The 18,798-nt window shown below is 48.3% G+C and carries 16 protein-coding genes; 4 read left to right on the plus strand and 12 right to left on the minus strand.

Annotated elements, in window-relative coordinates:
• Window positions 1-148 precede the first annotated feature (148 nt).
• The 9 genes from AAKU64_RS07985 to ugpQ form a co-directional block, all read right to left on the minus strand.
• Entirely contained in the window at window positions 149-1,939 is a 1,791-nt protein-coding gene (locus AAKU64_RS07985) for an acyl-CoA dehydrogenase (protein ID WP_354332889.1), read from the minus strand.
• Window positions 1,940-2,110: 171 nt separating this feature from the next.
• A complete protein-coding gene (locus AAKU64_RS07990; protein ID WP_354332891.1) occupies window positions 2,111-3,040 on the minus strand; it encodes an electron transfer flavoprotein subunit alpha/FixB family protein in 930 nt (309 codons plus the stop codon).
• A gap of 100 nt (window positions 3,041-3,140) precedes the next feature.
• Window positions 3,141-3,893, minus strand: coding sequence for an electron transfer flavoprotein subunit beta/FixA family protein (locus tag AAKU64_RS07995; protein WP_354332893.1), 753 nt, complete (start codon window positions 3,891-3,893; stop codon window positions 3,141-3,143).
• Window positions 3,894-4,266: 373 nt separating this feature from the next.
• Window positions 4,267-4,494: a sulfurtransferase TusA family protein gene (locus AAKU64_RS08000; protein ID WP_354332895.1), complete on the minus strand. Its 228-nt coding sequence runs from the start codon at window positions 4,492-4,494 to the stop codon at window positions 4,267-4,269.
• 176 nt (window positions 4,495-4,670) lie between these two features.
• Window positions 4,671-5,192, minus strand: a complete 522-nt coding sequence (locus AAKU64_RS08005; protein ID WP_354332987.1) for an NUDIX domain-containing protein — start codon at window positions 5,190-5,192, stop codon at window positions 4,671-4,673.
• Between the two features lie 4 nt (window positions 5,193-5,196).
• Entirely contained in the window at window positions 5,197-5,715 is a 519-nt protein-coding gene (locus tag AAKU64_RS08010; RefSeq protein WP_322119582.1) for a GNAT family N-acetyltransferase, read from the minus strand.
• On the minus strand, window positions 5,712-8,324 hold the full coding sequence (alaS, locus tag AAKU64_RS08015; RefSeq protein ID WP_354332896.1) for an alanine--tRNA ligase: 2,613 nt from the start codon (window positions 8,322-8,324) through the stop codon (window positions 5,712-5,714). The genes AAKU64_RS08010 and alaS overlap by 4 nt, the downstream gene beginning before the upstream one ends.
• 214 nt (window positions 8,325-8,538) lie before the next feature.
• Complete coding sequence (locus tag AAKU64_RS08020; RefSeq protein ID WP_354332898.1) at window positions 8,539-8,913, minus strand: hypothetical protein; 375 nt, start codon at window positions 8,911-8,913, stop codon at window positions 8,539-8,541.
• 156 nt (window positions 8,914-9,069) lie between these two features.
• Window positions 9,070-9,804: a glycerophosphodiester phosphodiesterase gene (ugpQ, locus tag AAKU64_RS08025; protein WP_354332900.1), complete on the minus strand. Its 735-nt coding sequence runs from the start codon at window positions 9,802-9,804 to the stop codon at window positions 9,070-9,072.
• A gap of 71 nt (window positions 9,805-9,875) precedes the next feature.
• On the opposite strand from ugpQ, the gene AAKU64_RS08030 reads away from it, so the two are divergent.
• Window positions 9,876-11,117, plus strand: coding sequence for a CaiB/BaiF CoA transferase family protein (locus AAKU64_RS08030; protein WP_354332902.1), 1,242 nt, complete (start codon window positions 9,876-9,878; stop codon window positions 11,115-11,117).
• A gap of 273 nt (window positions 11,118-11,390) precedes the next feature.
• Here the strand turns inward: AAKU64_RS08030 and AAKU64_RS08035 are convergent, their stop codons facing one another.
• Window positions 11,391-13,238, minus strand: coding sequence for a M2 family metallopeptidase (locus AAKU64_RS08035; RefSeq protein ID WP_354332903.1), 1,848 nt, complete (start codon window positions 13,236-13,238; stop codon window positions 11,391-11,393).
• Window positions 13,239-13,712: 474 nt separating this feature from the next.
• On the opposite strand from AAKU64_RS08035, the gene AAKU64_RS08040 reads away from it, so the two are divergent.
• From AAKU64_RS08040 to AAKU64_RS08050, 3 genes are read left to right on the plus strand one after another with little or no spacing between them, the layout of a single operon-like run.
• A complete protein-coding gene (locus tag AAKU64_RS08040; RefSeq protein ID WP_354332905.1) occupies window positions 13,713-14,912 on the plus strand; it encodes a sensor histidine kinase in 1,200 nt (399 codons plus the stop codon).
• 4 nt (window positions 14,913-14,916) lie between these two features.
• Window positions 14,917-15,768, plus strand: a complete 852-nt coding sequence (locus AAKU64_RS08045; RefSeq protein WP_354332907.1) for a LytR/AlgR family response regulator transcription factor — start codon at window positions 14,917-14,919, stop codon at window positions 15,766-15,768.
• Between the two features lie 8 nt (window positions 15,769-15,776).
• A complete protein-coding gene (locus AAKU64_RS08050; protein WP_354332909.1) occupies window positions 15,777-16,352 on the plus strand; it encodes a GNAT family N-acetyltransferase in 576 nt (191 codons plus the stop codon).
• A gap of 61 nt (window positions 16,353-16,413) precedes the next feature.
• Here the strand turns inward: AAKU64_RS08050 and AAKU64_RS08055 are convergent, their stop codons facing one another.
• Window positions 16,414-17,181 (minus strand): DUF1223 domain-containing protein, encoded by a 768-nt coding sequence (locus tag AAKU64_RS08055; protein WP_354332910.1) that lies wholly within the window; start codon window positions 17,179-17,181, stop codon window positions 16,414-16,416.
• 164 nt (window positions 17,182-17,345) lie between these two features.
• Window positions 17,346-18,425, minus strand: a complete 1,080-nt coding sequence (locus AAKU64_RS08060) for a DUF2157 domain-containing protein (protein WP_354332912.1) — start codon at window positions 18,423-18,425, stop codon at window positions 17,346-17,348.
• Window positions 18,426-18,798 lie beyond the last annotated feature (373 nt).

Raw genomic sequence — 18,798 nt, forward strand, 5'->3', positions numbered from 1 at the left:
TTACAACGGGCAGTCAATCAACTCAATCATCGCCCTAGGAAATGCCTCGGCTATCGAACGCCGTTTGAGGTTTTTTATAATTTGGATATACTCCCCCTAAAACTTACCTCCCGTTGCTCTTCGTAGCTGAATCCGCCCTCGTCAGTATTTAGAACTGGTCTTCCGACATCGCTAATACACCAGCACTGCCATCAACAATGGAACTACGCAAACCTTGCGCTGCCGACAAAATATGGTCTGCGAAAAAACGAGCAGTTGCAATTTTCGCTTTATAAAAACTGGCATCGCCGTCACCAGCTTGCAATTTCTGCTGAGCAACCAAAGCGGCACGTGCCATTTGCCATCCACCTAATACAATACCTGCCAATTTGAGGTAAGGAACGCTACCTGCAAATACAGCTTTAATATCTGACTTAAAGTTGGCAGCAACATAGCTAACAACCTCTTCTATTGCGTCAGCACCAGCCAGCAATTGACGCTGAATGGCGACCAGGTCATCCGACTGCACCGCCGCCAATTCTGCCGCCGTTTTACGCACTTGTGCGATGATCCCTTTTGCTGTCGCGCCGCCATCACGGGCGGTCTTACGGCCAACTAAATCATTTGCCTGAATTGCGGTAGTGCCTTCATAAATCGTCAAAATCTGTGCATCACGGTAGTGTTGTGCCGCACCGGTTTCTTCAATAAAGCCCATACCGCCGTGTACTTGCACGCCAGTCGAGGTGACATTCAGGGACATCTCGGTTGACCATCCTTTGACAATCGGTACCAGGTATTCGTAGAAAGCGAGATTGGTTTTCCGCACGGCCTCATCACCATGGTGATGAGCTGCATCACTTGCAGCAGCCGCCACATAAGCTAAAGCACGAGCGCCTTCCGTTTGCGCTCGCATCGACATCAGCATGCGACGCACATCAGGGTGATGAATAATCGTGACAGGGCCGGCAGAGCCTGCCAGATCGCGCGATTGCACACGTTCTTTGGCGTAGCCAACGGCTTTTTGATAAGCGCGCTCCGCGATCGCAATACCTTGCATGCCAACGCCGAAACGTGCGGCATTCATCATGATGAACATGTATTCCAAGCCACGGTTTTCTTCACCAACCAGAGTACCGATGGCGCCGCCATTATCGCCAAATTGCAACACCGCAGTCGGGCTGGCTTTGATCCCCAGTTTGTGCTCTATCGAGACACAGTGCGCATCATTACGGGCACCCAAAGAACCATCGGCGTTGACCATAAATTTAGGCACAAGGAAAAGAGAAATTCCTTTAACACCTTCTGGTGCATCTGGTGTGCGCGCCAGTACCAGATGGACGATATTTTCTGCCATATCGTGCTCACCATAGGTGATATAAATCTTGGTGCCAAAAATCTTGAAAGTACCGTCGCCTTGCGGGACAGCTTTGGTACGAACCATCGCCAAGTCCGATCCAGCTTGAGGCTCGGTCAAGTTCATCGTGCCGGTCCATTTACCAGCAATCAGGTTCTCTAAATACAGCGCTTTTTGAGTATCACTACCAGCAGTCAACAAGGCCTCAATCGCGCCATCGGTCAGTAGCGGACACAATGCAAATGAGATACTGGCGGAATTGAGCATTTCGATACATGGCGTAGCGACCAACTTAGGTAATCCTTGTCCACCAAATTCTGTTGGATGCTGCACGCCTTGCCAACCCGCCTCACCAAACATTTTAAAAGCTTCTTTAAAGCCTTTGGTCGTAAAAACCTGACCTTCTTTCCAATAACTTGGCGCTTGATCACCTGCCCAGTTTAATGGTGCAACCACTTCACCGGTAAACTTGGCATTCTCTTCCAGCACAGCCTCTACTGTTTCTGGCGTCGCGTCTTCGCAACCAGGCAAAGCGTTGACTTCAGCTAAACCTGCCAACTCGTTCATTACGAACAGCATATCCTTCAGGGGCGCAACGTAGCTCATATTCACTCCAAATTCACTCAAAAAAAGGACAGGATATTCAGGATCATCACAAACCTGCTTACCCTGCCCTATTTATATAGAAAGATTAAATGAGACGATTCTGCGATCGCCACATTCATATCGATTTAATTCTGTTGCTGCCAATTTAAACTGATATCACCGTAGCCCAACTTAACCCAATTCAGTAACCAATTGCGGAACGATATCAAACAAATCACCAACGATGCCGTAATCGGCGACTGAAAAGATCGGTGCTTCAGGATCTTTGTTGATCGCAACGATGACTTTCGAATCTTTCATACCGGCCAGATGCTGAATCGCGCCTGAAATACCAACGGCAATGTATAGCTGTGGCGCTACAATTTTGCCAGTCTGACCAACTTGCCAGTCATTTGGCACGTAACCAGCATCCACTGCCGCACGGGACGCGCCCATTGCTGCACCTAGCTTGTCTGCCAGAGGCTCCAGCACCTTAAACGCATCCGCAGAACCCATACCACGACCACCAGACACAATAATTTTAGCTGCAGTTAATTCAGGACGATCTGACTTTGCCAGCTCACGTGATACGAAAGCCGACTTACCAGAATCAGCAACCGCAGCAATCGTCTCTACCGCAGCAGAACCACCAGGTGCAGCGGCATCAAAACCGGTACTACGCACAGTGATTACTTTAATCGCATCAGTCGATTGCACAGTGGCAATCGCATTACCGGCATAGATTGGACGCTCAAAAGTGTCTGGAGAATCTACCTTCGTAATTTCAGAGATTTGCGATACATCCAGCTTAGCAGCGACGCGCGGCAACACGTTTTTACCGTAGGCAGTCGCTGGTGCCAGGATGTGGCTGTAAGCAGAAGCGATTGCAAGTGCTTGCTCTGCAATATTTTCGGCCAAACCATCGGCAAAATGCACTGCGTCTGCATGTAATACTTTACTCACGCCTGCAATTTGCGATGCAGCTTGCGCTACGGCTGCAGCATTGAATCCTGCGACCAGAACATGAACGTCGCCGCCACATTGAATCGCTGCAGTAATCGTATTTAAGGTGCTGCCTTTGAGGCTAGCGTTGTCGTGTTCAGCTATGACGAGTGTAGTCATGATGTTTTCCACATTGATTGAGGTGACGTAATCGTCTGCCCCAAAGATTATTCTTAAAGATAAAAAGCTTGGGTCCAGCTTAATCTCGCTTGATACCGGATTAGCCCAATACTTTGGCTTCGTTCTTCAGCTTGGCGACCAGTGTTGCAACGTCAGGTACCTTGATGCCAGCAGAGCGTTTAGCTGGCTCAACGACTTTCAGTGTTTTAACGCGCGAGGCAACGTCCACACCTAAATCAGCAGGCTTCACATTATCCAGCTGTTTTTTCTTCGCCTTCATAATATTAGGTAAAGTCACATAACGTGGCTCATTGAGCCGCAAGTCGGTAGTGATGATCGCTGGCAAAGTCAGAGACAAAGTTTCCAGACCGCCGTCAACTTCACGCGTGACAGTTGCTTTACCATCTGCAATAGTAACCTTGGAGGCAAACGTTGCTTGTGGCCAGCCCAGCAAAGCCGCCAACATTTGACCGGTTTGATTGCAATCATCATCAATCGCTTGCTTGCCGAGAATGATCAATTGCGGTTGTTCTTTGTCAGCCAAGGCTTTGAGCAATTTAGCTACGGCCAAAGGCTGCAACTCTGCGTCACTTTCAACCAAAATACCGCGATCAGCACCGATTGCCATTGCTGTACGCAGTGTTTCCTGGCATTGCGCTACGCCGCAAGATACCGCGATCACTTCGGTAACGACACCAGCTTCTTTCAAACGCATGGCTTCTTCTACCGCGATTTCATCGAAAGGGTTCATCGACATTTTGACGTTGGCGATATCCACGCCGCTGCCATCGGATTTGACGCGTACTTTGACGTTATAGTCGACGACACGCTTGACTGGTACCAGGACTTTCATAGTTCTGCCTTTGTTGAGATTAAGCTAATTTTTGAACGGTAAATGATACTACGTGCTAGCAACAATGTTGTTGATCAATATTATGTAGATTTGGTGCAGCTAGCCTTACAAATTGAAGTGAATCTGATTGAAACTTTGATTTAAGCTTTAATGAGACTGCTAATGCTATCAATTATAAGACCAAACACTTAGAGAGTGCTTAATTTAGCACGATCGTTCTTTTCAAGCCACTTTAGCAGTAGAGCGTCGTATCTAAAATAGATTCAGGCTAAAACAACGGGTCAGACAAAATAAAAAAGCCCGCAATAGAGTGCGGGCTTTTAAAAATGGTTTTCTCTTGGCTATCAACCAAATAATCTTATTTTATTTACACTTATTTGCGTTTAATAAAATATTCATATTCCGCGCCACCTTCCAAATGCGATAACAGCTCGTTACCGGTTTGCTTGGAGAAAGCTTTGAAATCACGTACAGAGCCAGGGTCTGTTGCCAGTACATGAAGAACCTCGCCAGTGATCATATCGGCCAAGGCTTTTTTCGTTTTTAAAATTGGAAGCGGACAATTCAGCCCACGCGCGTCCAGTTCTTTATTGAATTGCATGATTTTTCCAGTAGCGGGAATAAACAAATTTGAACAACAACTAAAGTCTATAACTTTGCACCAATTCTACCGGAAAATTAATCAAGATGGTGCAACGCAGCAACGGAACCACAGATTCCACATAGTTTGACAATCGTTTGCACAATTTTAGTGAGTATTTGTTGCGGATTGATCACTCAAGCGCTGCCCCAATCAGCAAACACCGGTTCTAATCCTTTAGATCGCATCCAGTCAGCCATAGCGTACCCAGTGCCTGCATGCCAAGGACGTAATCTGTCGGGTTGTACTAAGCGATATTCCAACAACTCTGGCGACAAACGAATCTCACCGGACGCTTTGACGTGATAAGCAATGATGACTTCGTTTTTTCGGATGAACTCATACACGCCAATCAAGCTGATCTGATCGGCATCGAGATTAGTCTCTTCTTTTAGTTCTCTGGCTATGCCCTGCTCTGGGGTTTCGCCACGCTCCATAAAACCCGTGATCAGGGCAAAAGTTTTTTCAGGCCAAGCCGCGTTGCGTGCCAATAAAATGTGCCCTTCAACCTCAACTAAAGCGGCTAGTACCGGCAGAGGATTATCCCAATGCGTCCAATGTCCTTCAGGACAAGCCAGGCGAACTTTTCCTGCTTCATGCTCATCGGCACGATGCTCAAGCGATTGGGCGCATACTGGACAGAATTTAATTTCCATCAGAAACCTAACGTGACATTAGTGGAACTTGTGGCTGTTTAGGATGAAAACGCGCCATAGAATAAGTATCGATGAAAACCCCATTGCGCAAAGAATGTGCGCGATGGGTTCCCTCAATTTCAAAACCAAATTTGTTATACAGGTGAATTGCCGCGGCATTATCGGCGTAGACATAAAGCTCAAGACGCAACAAATTAAGCCAGTTATCGGCCAGATTCATCAACTCCACCATTAATGCCGTACCAACGCCGCGGCCGCTAAAAGAGTCCGCCACGCCCATTCCCAAAGAGGCTACATGGCGTCGCCTGACCGCACTCTCTACATGCAAACCCGCGGTGCCAACGATCACACCGTCGTACATCGCGATAAGCAAAGTGTCATTCGGATTAAACTGTTTTAAACGCTCCTGCCACATCTCAACAGTAGGATGTGGTAATTGCAAGGTATTAGAGTACGCATTGGTACTTGCATATACCCGTTGTATCTGAGCGGCATCTGTTAATTCAGCACGGCGGATAAATATCATAGGCGCTCTTTAATCCAGTTAGGTACATCTGCCAAGGCTTTAGGCAAACCAGATGGATCAGTGCCACCCGCCTGGGCAATATCAGGACGGCCGCCACCTTTGCCACCAACCTGCTGAGCTACAAAGTTCACCAAGTCACCCGCCTTAATTTTTGAAGTTGCATCGTCAGTCACACCTGCGACTAAACTGACTTTGCCTTCATTGACTGCGGCCAATACGATAGCGGCTGTTTTCAATTTATCTTTAAGCTTAATCATAGTTTCGCGCAATGCGGTTGCGTCTGCACCTTCCATCATTGCTGCCAATACTTTGACACCGTTGATCTCTACCGCCTGATCTGCCAAGGCCTCACCCTGATTTGCAGCTGCCTTAGACTTCAGAGTAGCCAGTTCTTTTTCTAAAGACTTCACCTGATCTTGCCATTGCGCTATGCGCTGGGTTAATTTCTCTGGTTGAGTTTTGAGAGCGGCTGCGATCTCATTCACACGCTGGTTTAAGGTTTGTACCAGTTCAAGTGCGACTTCACCAGTAACTGCCTCAACACGGCGTATTCCTGCGGCAACCCCGCCTTCTGACACAATTTTAAACAGACCAATATCGCCGGTACGGGACACATGCGTACCACCGCACAACTCACGTGACGTGCCAATATCCAATACGCGCACCTCATCACCATACTTCTCACCAAACAGAGCCATTGCTCCATGCTTGATCGCATCGTCATACGACATTACTTGCGCTTGCGCAGCCACATTGGACAAAATTTCGCGGTTGACTATCGTTTCTACTTGCAGAATCTGATCGTCGGTCATCGGTGCGTTGTGGCTGAAATCGAAACGCGTTTTTTCAGCATCAACCAAGGAACCTTTTTGCGATACATGCGCGCCCAATACTTCACGCAAGGCCTTGTGCATTAAATGCGTAGCCGAGTGATTACGCACTGTTTGCGCGCGCACTGCTATTGCGACTTGCGCATGCAAACTTTGTCCAACTTCTAATGTGCCAGTGATTAATGTACCGTGATGACCAAATACATCGGCCTGAATTTTTTGCGTATCCGCGACCTCAAACACCGCTCCGGCGCTGGATTTTAAAACACCAGAGTCACCGCACTGACCGCCAGATTCAGCATAGAAAGGCGTCACATCCAGCACCACAATACCTGCCTGACCAGCTTGCAATTGAGAGGCCGCGCTGCCATCGACGTACAAAGCAATCACTTTACTGTCGTTGCTTAGTTGCTCGTAGCCGACAAACTTCGTTTTGTCTCCGTTGTATTCAATTGCCGCAGCCATTTTGAACTTACCTGCAGCACGAGCAGTTTGCTTCTGATGCGCCATAGCAGCATCAAAACCAGCTTCGTCCAGCACCACATTTCGCTCACGGCAAATATCCGCCGTCAGATCGAGCGGGAAGCCGTAAGTGTCATACAAGGTGAAAGCCGTCGCGCCATCCAGATTTTTACTATCTTTGGCGAGTGCCGCTTCCAGAATCTTCATACCATGTTCCAGCGTTTCGCCAAAACGTTCTTCTTCCTGCTTCAAGACCTGGGCAACACGCTCACCAGCCTCTGCCAACTCGGGATAAGCCTCGCCCATTTCTTTCACGAGATCAGCAACTAGTTTGTAGAAAAATGGCTGTGGCTGACCTAGCTTGTGACCATGACGCAGAGCACGGCGCGTGATACGACGTAAGACATAGCCGCGACCTTCATTGCCAGGAATGATGCCATCTACAATCAAAAAGCCTGCACAGCGAATGTGATCCGCAATGACTTTTAAAGAATTGTGATGTAGATCGGTACAGCCCGTTTCGCGCGCGGCGGCTTTAATCAAATTTTGGAAGATATCAATTTCGTAGTTGGAGTGCACATGCTGCAATACCGCCGCAATGCGCTCCAAGCCCATACCGGTATCAACGCAAGGTTTTGGCAAAGGATGCAAAACGCCTTGCTCATCCTTGTTGAATTGCATGAACACCAGATTCCAGATTTCGATAAAACGATCACCGTTTTCATCAGGAGAACCCGGAGGACCACCCCAAATATCGGCGCCGTGATCATAAAAAATTTCAGAGCATGGACCGCATGGGCCGGTATCTGCCATTTGCCAGAAATTATCTGATGCGTAGCGCGCACCTTTGTTATCACCGATACGGATAATGCGCTCAGGCGGTACGCCGATTTCATTTTTCCAGATATCGTAGGCTTCGTCATCTTCCTGGTACACCGTGACGGTGAGCTTGTCTTTTGGCAGACCGTAGACAACGGTCAGCAATTCCCATGCATAGTTGATCGCGTCGCGCTTGAAGTAATCACCGAAGGAAAAATTACCCAGCATTTCAAAAAATGTGTGGTGACGGGCTGTATAACCGACGTTTTCTAGATCATTATGCTTGCCGCCTGCTCGCACGCTGCGCTGCGCTGTAGTCGCGCGGGTGTAATTGCGTTTGTCCTGACCGAGAAAGACATCCTTAAATTGCACCATACCGGAGTTGGTGAACAACAAGGTCGGGTCATTGCCGGGGATCAGGCTGGACGAACGGACTCGTGTATGGCCTTTGGATTCGAAAAAGCTGAGGAATTTATCGCGGATTTCAGACGAGTTCATAGTAATTTTCAGGGCAGATTGATGCGGTTTTAAAAAGTTAGCTCTTGATTATACGTGATAACTTCCGGCATTTTGTGCCATAAAAACAAAACCCGCCTGGCGTCGAATGCCAGACGGATTCTACTTTTCCTCTACTTTTTAGAGAGACCTATCTCTCTTAAATCAGCTGCTTAAAACATCTGACAGCGGTCTATTTTGTTAAGCGCAACTCAGTTTATTGACCTGGCGAACTCGCTGTACGTGCGTTGTGTTTTTTTGCATAGATTTTTTTGCTGGCACGGTTTTCTTCATGTTGCAGTTTTGCGCGCTCTTGTTTGGTGACGGTGCCATCTGCTTTCGCTGCTTGTTTATCAGTTTCGATTTTAGATTCACGTTTTTCCAAATTAGTGGCTTCTTTTGCGGTCAGTGCGCCGCTACTAACGCCATTGGCAACGCGTTGTTGTTGATTATCCTGACGTTTATCGATATTAGGTGTGTTCGTTGTCGCAGCGGTTTGCGCAAATACTGGCATCGCGAACAAGCTTGCAATCAATGCAGGAGCAATTTTGCTGGAGATGATACGTGTGATTGTGTTTTTGTTGGATTTCATGATCTTCCCTTTCGATGGATTAAAGTAATTTTACTGACCAAGTGAGGCAGTTTTGCGTAAATCCTAATTTTAACTGCGTCACTCATGAGCCTATAACGAGCTCCAAATACAAGCTGCTGACGTTAAAACTGTAAGCCGCGTAAGCGAATGTAACAATCAAAAATCGGCCGCAATCAAATCAATCCGGTCAGTACAAAACGCGTCGACACCCCAATCCAAAATTTCCCGAGCGCGCTCTGGCGTGTTCACTGTATAACAAAACAAACCATAGCCTGGAGCTTTGATCTGTTGTGCAATCTCAGGCGTTAAATGTTTATGGTTGGTATGCAAGGCAATCGCATCCAGTTGTTCTAATCGCTGCTGCCAATCCGACTCAATCTGGTCGGTTAAAAATCCGCGCTTAATCTCTGGTGCCACTAGCTTAGCCTGCATTAAAGCGTCAAATGAAAAGGAAGAAAACAGCACGTCACCACCCGCCTGCATCTGCTTAGTCACTTCTGCTACTACCCGTCCGGTAATCTCTTCAAACCCCGGTGCCGGTTTAATCTCGACATTCATCCAGATCCGATGTTGCTGACAAAACTCAATCACTTGCACATAAGTCGGGATACGCTCTCCGGCAAACCGCTCAGAAAACCAGCTTCCCGCATCCATCTGTTGTAACTCGACTGCCAAGCTAGCTGCGACGCCACCCTCGCCGCACACAGTGCGGCCAAATAAAGGATCATGCATTAGCACAGGCACACCATCCTTTGATAACATGACATCAAACTCAACCGCATGAAATCCATACTCCAGTCCACATCGCATTGCAGCAATGGTATTTTCTGGAGCAAGCGTGCCACCGCCACGGTGCGCGATTATTTTAGGATAAGGCCAACTAGTTATCATCGTATTGAATTCCTCTCAGCATTGTTTGACTTACCAGAATAGTATCGACCAATCGAACGGACATAGCATATATGCAGACGACAGAAAACAACAAGACTTCCCTCGGACATATCCGCGTACTGGATCTCACCCGCGTGCTTGCAGGGCCATGGTGTGCGCAAAATTTAGCTGATTTGGGAGCAGAAGTAATTAAGGTGGAAAAACCAGAAGTCGGCGACGACACCCGCAGCTGGGGGCCACCGTTTCTCAAATCCGATGCTGGGAAAAATACCGGCGAAGCTGCTTATTACCTCGCAGCCAACCGCGGCAAACACGCCATCACCGTTGATATCGCCACCAAAGAAGGTCAGCAAATCATCCGTGAACTGGCACAACAATCCGATGTCGTGCTGGAAAATTACAAAGTCGGCCAACTCAAAAAATACGGTCTGGACTACGACAACCTAAAGAAGCTAAAACCTGATCTGGTGTATTGCTCCATCACAGGTTTTGGTCAAACCGGACCATACGCGCATCGCGCTGGCTATGATTTTATTGTGCAAGGCATGGGCGGTTTTATGTCACTGACCGGCGAACGTGATGATTTGCCCGGCGGCGGCCCACAAAAAGCGGGAGTCGCAATTGCGGACCTAATGACTGGCATGTACGCCACTATTGCCGTCATGGCAGCGCTAACACACCGGGATCGCACAGGCGAAGGCCAATACATCGACATGGCGCTGCTGGATGTACAAGTCGCCATGCTGGCCAATATGAACACCAATTACCTTGCCAGCGGGGTCGCACCAAAACGCTGGGGCAATGCACATCCGAATATCGTGCCTTACCAAACCTTCGCTACATCAGACGGACACATCATTGTGGCCGCCGGAAATGACGGTCAGTACGCTAAATTTGTACATGCAGGCGGTCGCCCTGAACTGGCAGACGATCCCCTGTACTTTACCAATCCGCGACGCGTACAGCACAGAGATCAACTGGTGCCGCAATTGGCCGAGATGGTCAAACAAAAAACCAAACAAGAGTGGATAGACTTGTTAGAAAGCGCCGGCGTGCCTTGCGGCCCGATCAATAATTTGGAAGAAGTATTCGACAATCCACAAGTCATCGCCCGCGAGATGCGGCTTGATCTGCCCCACCCTACGGCAGACAAAGTCAGGCTGGTCGCTAGCCCGATGAAATTATCCGTCACACCCACTCAGTATCAGGCACCGCCACCGTTATTGGGGCAGCACAACCAGCAAATTCTGCGCGACGTACTGCATTACGATGATGAGAAGATTGCAGCCCTGATTAAAAATCGCATTATTTGATCTTGGTTTAAGCATGGGGCTAGCTTGCGCTGACTTAGCCATCAACTTAGTCAAAACTATCAACGAAAGCAAAAAGGGAGTGGCCAAAAAGCCACTCCCTTTTGTATTTTTAAATACCAACAAATAGGGGAGTATGCTATCAAAATAAGCTACTAAGCAGACTTTATCTAGACAATAAAATATACTTACCTAGAGTATCTAATATTATCGCAGCTTAAATACAGCTTATTTCAATACCCGTCCCCAATGCTGGCCTTTAATGTATCGCCTCGATTATCCCTTTACATCCTGCTTCATCAGCAAATTATTTTGCGCATCTAACCAGACTTTTAATGGTGCGAAATAATCCAGAATCGCGGAGGCGTCCATCTTCTCTTCGCCAGAAACGGTTTTCAGTGCCTCGCTCCATGGACGGCTTGCACCCATGGACAGCATCGCTTGATATTTGGCACCGGCTTTTTTGTTACCGTAGTTAGAGCAACGATTCAACGGACCAACATAACCCGCTTCTTTGCACAAAGCGCGATGGAACTGGAACTGCAAAATATCAGCAATGAAGTAACGGGCATAAGGCGTATCTGCCGGCACATGATACTTAGCCCCGGCATCAAAACCATCCGCTTCCATCGGCGCTGGTCGCTTGATCCCTTGATATTTCTCACGCAGTTCCCACCAGACTTTGTCGTAATCTTTAGGCGCAACCTGACCGGAATACACCTTCCAGCGCCATTGATCCACCAGATAACCGAACGGTAAGAAAGCAACTTTTTCTAAGGCACGATTCAACAATACGCCAATATCTTGCGACACATCCGGCACCTGATTCAGCAATCCAATTTGCTTCAGATATTCTGGGGTTACGGACAAGGCAACCGTATCGCCGATCGCTTCATGGAAGCCGTCATTTGCGCCGCCTCGGAACAAAAACGGTTGCTTGCGATACGCTAGATCATAATAAATATGACCCAACTCATGATGAATCGTAGTGAAGTCCTCGGTCGTCTGATTCATACACATCTTGACACGTACATCGGTCATATTGTCCAGATCCCAGGCGGATGCATGGCACACGACTTCGCGATCACGCGGCTTGGTCAGCATTGATTTTTGCCAGAACGTCGCTGGCAAGGATTCCATCCCCAATGAGGTGTAAAAGCCCTCTGCAAATTGCGCCATTCCTTTGGCATCGATATTTTTTTGCTTTAATACTGCGCCCACATCCAAAGAGGCATCCTGCCCTTCTGGTCTGACGATAGGATATAAATTCTCCCAGGTCTGACTCCACATATTGCCAAACAAATGGGCGGGGATCGGCCCTGTCAGCGGCACCACGTCAGGACCATAGGTCTGACGTAATTTCAAACGTACATACTGATGCAAAGATTCATACAAAGGTTTGACTTGCTGCCACAGGCGCTCACTCTCGGCAGCGAATTCATCCGCCGACATATCGTATTCTGAACGCCACAATGCGCCGGTATCGACATAGCCCATTTCTCGCGCACCCTTGTTAGACACGGCGACATAATCGACATAGCTCTTTTTATATTTAGTCGCCTGATGATGCCAGCCCATCCAGATATCTTTGAGTACCGCTGGGTCATGGCTCTCTGCCATGATTTGTTCCATCTGCCCCAGATCCAGACAGGTGCTTGGATCATCTGCCTTTTTGCAGTATTTAGCCTTGCCATATTCACCCGCGAGCGAAGTGCTCAAGCGGGTATAAGCTTCGCGGTCAGCCGCGTTACTCAGACTTAAATTGAGCTGCAACAATTTCAACTTACGTTTGCTATCAGCTGACAACGGCAAATGGTTATAGCGACGCGCCTGTATCGCAATTTCACTGCCGACGGTTAAAGCCCGTTCACTGGCTTGCGCCGACATTGCCTCAGTGTCATCGGTGATATGCGTTTCATACACCCAAGCGGCACGTTGCGAGATCACCGACAGTTGTTGCAAACGTACTTCGCTGTCACGCAAAAACTGTTCTGCTTCGGCCACGGTCGGCGGCTTTGTTTTGACTTTGGCTGGCGCGGCGGTTTGTGCCATAGCGGTCACAGGTACGGATAACGCCATTGCGATGGCAGTCAGTACCGGTAAAAAACGTGTGGAATAACGCATAAGATCCTTATTAAAAACGACGAAATCATCGGTAATGACTTCAGTATGCCGATGAGCAAATAAGCGACAACTCTTTTACGCTGCAATGCAGCACTACTTTGTGCCTATGCTGTGCTGATACTCATAGTGAAGCTCAAGATTGATCAGGACAAGCTGGGCTAAAACAATCTCAAAAACGAGCTTAATCAAAGGCTTGCTAACAAGGCTACGAAAGAGCTTGCCAACAAGGCCGGTAAATATATCAGCAAAATATTCTGGCGTAGGGATTTTCTATTACCGCATACGCAATTTTGGCGGGTCATTTCGCGGCGGCTCAGCGCTGATTGGCGACCAAATCGAGTACTTTCGTCACTTTACTGTCGCGCAATAAAAAGGTTCTGCTCATCATGGCTGTCATCCGCAAATAGCATTGCTGCAATAAGAACCCTTTAGTAAAACTGAAGGAAAACTAAAGGGAAGCTAACTAAGCAACGTATGATAGACATTCAAAAAAAATTCTCTACTTTTCATATGCTGACATTGATCTTCCCCAGAGGCGGCCACAAAATTAATTTACTACGGTCGCTGGCGATCTTAATGCTGTTCAATACGCTAGTAGCGATTTTCCTGACTTATGTCGTGGTCACCGACGGAACTTTCCAGATGAACTGGGTATTTTCGGTCATTATTGGTACCTGTATCTCACTATTGATCGATGCCTTACGCTGGCTGATCTGGAGAACGAATAAGCCTAATAATCTGGCTTTTTTGTTAGTCTGCGCCGCCTCCGCTCCGGTCGGGTACTATATTGGATTGAGTATAGGCATGCTGATCTATGGCATTCCGATACCGAGCTTTAATGGATTTATTAACCGTGGTGACCGCGCCATGGTCGTCATGTGTATTTTTATCAGTCTGATCTCAGGTATTTTTTTCTGGAACCAAAGCAAACTGGCAGAATTAAAAGCCCAGGCAGAAAAAGAGAAAGCCCGCAATGCCGCGATTGAGCGGCAGGCAATGCAAGCCAAACTGCAATTGCTACAAGCGCAGATCGAGCCGCATATGCTCTTTAACACGCTGGCGAATTTGCAAGGTTTAATCGCTATCGATGCTGAGCGTGCTCAATATATGCTAGAGCAATTAATTCTGTATTTGCGTGCCAGTCTCAGCTCCTCGCGCACCGACAAGACTACGCTCAAACAAGAGTTTGCCTTGATGCATGCCTACCTAGAATTATTAGCGATACGGATGGGCAAGCGCCTCACGTATCAGATCGATTTACCGGCAGATTTACAGTCATTACAGATCGCTCCGATGTTGCTACAACCGCTGGTTGAGAATGCAATCAAACATGGGGTAGAACCCAAAATAGAAGGTGGTCACATTCACGTCTCTGCAGCCGTCACCGATCAAGTTCTGCATCTAAAAGTAATCGATACCGGTATGGGACTACCGTCTACCTACAAAGAGCCGGTCGCCAATCAAACGCAACTTACTCAATCGCAGAATCACGGCGAAAACGACGAAAAAAGTGACCACATTAATGGCCGTATCGATGAAAACTCCCATCATGTCGGCAACGAGAATGTACGCGACCGTTTGTTTGCGCTATACGGCGCTAGCGCCAGCCTGACACTCAGTCCCAATCAACCAGAGGGTGCCATAGCGCACCTGACTATTCCGCTACAAGGATAAATATATGGCACAACTACGCGCACTCATCGCAGAAGATGAAACGATATTATCGCTCACGCTGATGAAGCATCTGGAAAAACTCTGGCCAGAGCTACGCATTTGCGGCGTGGTAGAAAACGGTGTGGCCGCAGTACAAGAAGCACTGGCGCAGCTACCAGACATTCTTTTTTTAGATATCAAAATGCCGGGGAAAACCGGGTTGGAAGTCGCACAAGAACTGGCCGAAGAATGGCCTGATGACAAACCTTTCCCATTGATTGTCTTCGTCACAGCCTATGACGATTATGCGATAGATGCGTTTGAACATGCGGCATCCGATTATGTGTTGAAACCAGTCAGCGAAGAACGTTTGAGCAAAACCGTCAAGCGTTTACAAACGCGTTTAGACGACGGTCAAGAGCGTTCAGGAGAATTAGAACGGGTAGTCGCGCAATTGCGCAATCTGATGCCTGGCGTTGGCAATCTTGGTTATGCAAATCAAGCTGGTGTTAGTCAAGCTGGCGTCGCTAGCGGCGATGCAAAGACGACAGAAAAACTAACGATGATACGTGCCGCAGTCGGCAACCAGATCCGTATGATACGCATCAATGATGTGCTGTATTTTGAAGCAACTGACAAGTACATCAACGTCGTCACAGCAGAACATTCTTCACTAATCCGTGTTAGCCTCAGAGAGTTATTGCCACAGCTTGATAGCAACCAGTTCTGGCAAATCCATCGCAGCACGGTGGTCAACAGCCAGTGCATCCATTCGGCACATCGGGATGAATCCGGCAAGCTTTCGCTCAAGCTGATCGATCGGGATGAGAAGCTGGCTGTAAGCCGTGTGTATGCCCATCTTTTCAGACAAATGTAATTTTATTTATGACCGCTCTTCAATCGACTTCGCAATCAACTTCTGAATCGCACTCAGTGCCAGCGTCTCACAATACTCAACCCATCAGCGCTGCGGTGCAATGGCAATGTCTGGCGTTTGATGACTTATCACCCGCGCTGTTGTATGCCATTTTGCGTGCACGCAGCGAGGTATTTGTCGTAGAACAAAACTGCGTGTTCCCGGATATGGATGACGCAGATCAGGATTGTTTGCACGTGGTTGGAACAGTCATAGAAGAAACGACAGAACATCCCGACACTCAAAGCAAGATCAGGATCGCGGCCTATCTGCGCATCGTTCCGCCGGGTCTCAAGTTTGCAGAAGCATCCATCGGCCGTGTCATCACCACAAAAGAATTTCGTGGCAGTGGCAGCGGAAAAGCACTCATCACCGAGGGCATCGCGCAGTTAGAACAACGCTACCCCAATCAACCTATCCGCATCGGCGCACAAGCGTATTTGGAAAAATTCTATGGCAGCTTTGGCTTTGTCACCGTGTCAGACATCTATCTGGAAGATGATATTGAACATGTAGAAATGCTACGGGCTGCAAGCGAAACATAAAGGTTCAACCGAGATCTTCTACAACCGATGTGTTCGGATAAAAGGTGCATTAAAGCGCCTTCTATAAACCCGAACAAATCGGCAACGACAGCGCCTGCAATACCTCACCTTTGTCCGATTGCACAAAAGCCGCCACTGCCAGATTCTTACGTACAGCATTCGCAGGGAAGCTGATCTGACGCATCGTCGTATTGCTGCCGCCCGTCAGACGAACGGGATCGCCCCACTGCCGCACGACATAATCATGCTGTAGCGTGACGCCACTGTTTTCTCCTGCTTTGACATGCGAGACCAAGCCGCTTTCAACCAAGGCAAAATAGAGCTTGCCGGTTTGCGCCGTGTTGCTGGTCATACTCACGTTGAGCTGACGATCTGTCACGCCATCCACAGTCAGGCGAATATCCGCTTGAGCAGGTTTTTGATTAATGCGCTTGACTGCATCCGCCACGCCATTACTCCAGTTGCGCAACTCTTTGCCAGCAACAAACACCTCAGGCGTATACACCGTGCGAGTGGACGCCAGCTCCGCCAGCCAGCGCTGACGCTGCGTAAAAATAGGATTGGAGAAGGTATCTTTCCAGCCGATGTAATCCCAATAATCCACATGCAGTGATAAGGGCAATACCTGGTCGGATGTTAAGCCGGTCGTTTTGTAGACACTACTGACAAACTTATCGGCTGGCGGGCAACTATTGCAGCCCTCGGAGGTGTACAGCTCCAGCAAAGCGACCGTGTGCGCTGGACTGCTTTTGGTACAAGTTTGCGCCAACGCTGGCTGGACGATCCCTGCAACCAGTACCAACGGCCATACTGAGAATAAACGTTTCATACCACCTCCCTAAAAATCAGGAACCTTAATAAAGACTTGGACACCGCCCTCCATCTGGCGCTGTCCAAGTCCTATATTCATATCCCTATTTATACTGCGACTATGTGTCTTAGTCTAAGGAGGTGGCGTTTCCTTACATCGATCTCATTAATATTAGGATCTATTCAGGTCGATAAGCCGCGCATTGCCAGTTTAGATTGCATTGCCATCGGCAATTTGCTCGAGAGTTGCGCGGTTAGACGCACACGATGCCGGCTCCACCACACACCCGATGCAATCAGCGCAAAACCTAACAAAGTCAATACGGCAACAAAGGCAAAACTGTCTTTGAACAAATGCCAGGACAAATCGCCCAACACCATCGCGATACCAATACCGCCAAAAACAGCAAACACCCGACGACCCAATACCGCACCGATAAAAATCAAGCCCCCATTAATCGCCAGATAAATCAGCTTGCCAGACAAAGCGCCATTGCCCATCGACGACAACGCACCCCAAAACGTCAGCAAGCCAAATAGATACAGCCAGAACGAATAGTCCACACCGCGCAGTGAGCGGAAATCCACTACCAGCGCAAACACTAGCATCACCAACCCAAATACCAGCGAAATCTGCTGCCGCACATGCCAGTCACCGCCCAAGATATCGCCCATATCACCATGCATCAGCAAGGCAGGTACCACATCCATCCCCATATAAAACAAGGTCACCGCAACCGGCATCACCAAAAAGCTGTACTTAAAGCGCCACAACATCAGCGCACCGATCAACAGTGTCACCAACTCCATCACCAGCCAGTGCCAGTCTATCCATTGATGAAAATCCCGATAATGCTCAGCATTAGCGCTATCTTCCCAAAACCCGGTGACATGCTGCAACGCAAATACCATCAGAGGCACCAGAGCAATCGCCAGCGTCGCAAAAATACCCGCCAGCACGCCCTGCCCGCGCTTATCCAGCCAGGTAGCGACCGCTATAGCAAATACAAAGTAGCCAATACTCAGCGCCAGCAGCACCGGCATGCCCCAGCGCTCCACCGCAAGGGTGCTGAATAAGGAGCACGCCGCAATCGCCAGCATGCCGCCCAGATAATATAAAACCATCGTCCCGCTAAACCGTGCCGTACCGGTTTTCATCGCCCGGGTTTCTAAAAACCGCATCAAAGGCTCGACCTGCCCGTAATGCAATAAGCCCAGATCTGCCGCCTCCATCAAGGCGCTACGTTCAACTAATTTGCCCATTTTCTTGTCCTCCCGACTGATTATTTCTCTGCACCAGCGTGCATTTGCCCTCTGGTATTAAATGCGTTTTTGCTATCGCTGTGGCAGATGTTCTTAAAGTATCACCAGCCGATACCTCAAGTCGAGAATATTAATCTTTCATCAACAAAAATGTGCATCTATTTCCGCCTGTCATCGTTGAGATCATTGATAGAGAGAAAGCGCACTGCATAAACGGTCAATAATTAACCCAGATTTTCCATTGGACCGAGATTTTCCGTTAGGATTTGAGTTGATGGCGGATGCACTTTTCGAGGCAGTTTTGATGCGAATGAGGCGATCATGGCAAGCCATGAGCAACGAAGAGCGTCAAAAATGACCGGAAATGCGCCGC

The organism is Undibacterium sp. GrIS 1.8, assembly GCF_040544445.1.
In the GTDB taxonomy this organism is placed as follows: Bacteria; Pseudomonadota; Gammaproteobacteria; order Burkholderiales; family Burkholderiaceae_D; genus Undibacterium.

Bases quoted from the DNA above. Each gene is read 5' to 3' on its own strand.
- AAKU64_RS08020 (WP_354332898.1), bottom strand. From the start codon at position 8,913: ATGAAATCCAACAAAAACACAATCACACGTATCATCTCCAGCAAAATT.
- AAKU64_RS08040 (WP_354332905.1), top strand. From the start codon at position 13,713: ATGATAGACATTCAAAAAAAATTCTCTACTTTTCATATGCTGACATTG.
- AAKU64_RS07995 (WP_354332893.1), bottom strand. From the start codon at position 3,893: ATGAAAGTCCTGGTACCAGTCAAGCGTGTCGTCGACTATAACGTCAAA.
- AAKU64_RS07990 (WP_354332891.1), bottom strand. From the start codon at position 3,040: ATGACTACACTCGTCATAGCTGAACACGACAACGCTAGCCTCAAAGGC.
- AAKU64_RS07985 (WP_354332889.1), bottom strand. From the start codon at position 1,939: ATGAGCTACGTTGCGCCCCTGAAGGATATGCTGTTCGTAATGAACGAG.
- alaS (WP_354332896.1), bottom strand. From the start codon at position 8,324: ATGAACTCGTCTGAAATCCGCGATAAATTCCTCAGCTTTTTCGAATCC.
- AAKU64_RS08010 (WP_322119582.1), bottom strand. From the start codon at position 5,715: ATGATATTTATCCGCCGTGCTGAATTAACAGATGCCGCTCAGATACAA.
- AAKU64_RS08050 (WP_354332909.1), top strand. From the start codon at position 15,777: ATGACCGCTCTTCAATCGACTTCGCAATCAACTTCTGAATCGCACTCA.
- AAKU64_RS08030 (WP_354332902.1), top strand. From the start codon at position 9,876: ATGCAGACGACAGAAAACAACAAGACTTCCCTCGGACATATCCGCGTA.
- AAKU64_RS08060 (WP_354332912.1), bottom strand. From the start codon at position 18,425: ATGGGCAAATTAGTTGAACGTAGCGCCTTGATGGAGGCGGCAGATCTG.
- AAKU64_RS08045 (WP_354332907.1), top strand. From the start codon at position 14,917: ATGGCACAACTACGCGCACTCATCGCAGAAGATGAAACGATATTATCG.
- AAKU64_RS08000 (WP_354332895.1), bottom strand. From the start codon at position 4,494: ATGCAATTCAATAAAGAACTGGACGCGCGTGGGCTGAATTGTCCGCTT.
- AAKU64_RS08035 (WP_354332903.1), bottom strand. From the start codon at position 13,238: ATGCGTTATTCCACACGTTTTTTACCGGTACTGACTGCCATCGCAATG.
- ugpQ (WP_354332900.1), bottom strand. From the start codon at position 9,804: ATGATAACTAGTTGGCCTTATCCTAAAATAATCGCGCACCGTGGCGGT.
- AAKU64_RS08055 (WP_354332910.1), bottom strand. From the start codon at position 17,181: ATGAAACGTTTATTCTCAGTATGGCCGTTGGTACTGGTTGCAGGGATC.